This is a genomic window from Streptomyces sp. NPDC127092 (genome assembly GCF_042722475.1).
Classification (GTDB): domain Bacteria; phylum Actinomycetota; class Actinomycetes; order Streptomycetales; family Streptomycetaceae; genus Streptomyces.
Window position 1 is genome coordinate 1 of record NZ_JBHXFE010000364.1, and the last position, 1,125, is coordinate 1,125.

The window sequence follows — 1,125 nt, forward strand, 5'->3', positions numbered from 1 at the left end:
CTGGACGCAGGCCCACGACATCGCGAAGGACAACCCCGAGAAGCTCGCCGAACTGCAGCAGCTGTTCCTGATCGAGGCGGTGCGGCACAACGTGCTCCCGCTCGACGACCGGGCCGCCGAACGGATGAACCCGGAGATCGCGGGACGGCCGACCCTCGTCCGGGGCGACAAGCTCCGGCTGTTCGAGGGCATGACCCGGCTCGGCGAGAACGTCGCGATCAACATCAAGAACCGCAGCTACTCGGTCACCGCGCAGATCCAGGTTCCGGAATCGGGCGCCGAAGGGGTGATCGTCACCCAGGGCGGACGCACCGGCGGCTGGGCCCTGTTCACCGTCGGCGGCACACTCGGCTACCACTACAACTACTGCGGTCTACGGAGAACGACGGTGCTGGCGCCGACCGCACTCACGGCGGGCGAGCATCAGGTTCGCGTCGAGTTCGCATACGACGGCGGCGGCATCGGCAAGGGCGGCACCGCCACCCTGTACATCGACGGCGACGAGGCCGGCAGCGAGCACGTCGAACGGACCCATCCGCTGTACTTCTCGTTCGACGAGGGACTCGACGTCGGCGTGGACACCGGAATGCCCGTCTACGAGGGGTACACCACGCCGCGGGGCAAGTTCAACGGCAAGATCGACTGGGCCGACATCGAACTGGGCGACGACGACCACAACCACCTGATCGACCCCGAGGACGCCCTCGCCGCGGCCTTGCGCCACCAGTAGGCGGCTCCGCCGCCCGTGAGTGGTTGAGGAGTCTCTGGACTCGTCAACCACTCACGGGGCCGAAGGCCCTGGTCTGCGACGGATTCTCACCGAACCGGCGTCGGTAGGCCGCCGCGAAGAGACCGAGGTTGACGTACCCCCACGCGCCGGCGATCGAGGCGACGGTCGCACCCGGCGATGCGGTGAGCAGTTCCTCCCGGATGCCCTGAAGCCGCTGCTCACGCACGTACTCGGCCGGGGTGGTGTACAGGTATTTCCGGAACGACCCGGACAGGGTGCGGACGCTGACACCCACCGCGTCGGCGATGTCGGAGGAGGTCGGCAGTTCGCGGGCGTACTCCCGGATGTAATGGACGGCGTGCCGCACATAGCCGGGCGCCGCCGGACCGGTGGAC

The 1,125-nt window shown here is 68.3% G+C and carries 1 protein-coding gene and 1 pseudogene; one reads left to right on the top strand and one right to left on the bottom strand.

The genetic code is table 11. The features are described 5' to 3' along the window. Window positions 1-730: pseudogene (locus tag ACFWJO_RS40455) on the top strand (arylsulfatase); the annotation flags it as partial. Between the two features lie 43 nt (window positions 731-773). On the opposite strand, the gene ACFWJO_RS40460 reads toward ACFWJO_RS40455, so the two are convergent. Continuing rightward, window positions 774-1,125 (bottom strand): helix-turn-helix transcriptional regulator (locus tag ACFWJO_RS40460; protein ID WP_386873372.1); only part of this gene is annotated, 352 nt, incomplete at its 5' end.